1 protein-coding gene is annotated in these 520 nt (G+C 65.2%); it reads left to right on the forward strand.

The features are described 5' to 3' along the window. A partial coding sequence (locus tag D1614_RS28900; protein ID WP_241558169.1) for a thiamine pyrophosphate-dependent enzyme occupies positions 1–520 on the forward strand: 520 nt, incomplete at both ends.

Raw genomic sequence — 520 nt, forward strand, 5'->3', positions numbered from 1 at the left:
CAAGCCGCAATATGCGCTTGAGCGTCTCTATGCGCTGACCAAGGACCGCGACACCTACATCACCACCGAGGTCGGCCAGCACCAGATGTGGGCGGCGCAGTATCTGCGCTTCGAGGAGCCGAACCGCTGGATGACTTCGGGCGGCCTGGGCACCATGGGCTACGGCCTGCCGGCGGCCATCGGCGTGCAGCTCGCCCACCCCGACGCCCTGGTCGTCGACATCGCCGGCGAGGCCTCGATCCAGATGTGCATCCAGGAGCTGTCGACGGCGGTCCAGTACGGCCCGCCGGTCAAGATCTTCATCCTGAACAACGAATGGATGGGCATGGTCCGCCAGTGGCAGCAGCTGCTGCACGGCGAGCGCTACAGCCACTCCTATTCCTCCAGCCTGCCCGACTTCGTGAAGCTGGCCGAGGCCTATGGCGCCCACGGCATCCGCTGCTCGGAGCCGGCCGAGCTGGATGACAAGATCCTGGAGATGATCAACAGCGACAAGGTCGTGATCTTCGACTGCCGCGTC

It is taken from the genome of Maribellus luteus (genome assembly GCF_003576475.1).
Classification (GTDB): domain Bacteria; phylum Bacteroidota; class Bacteroidia; order Bacteroidales; family Prolixibacteraceae; genus Draconibacterium; species Draconibacterium luteum.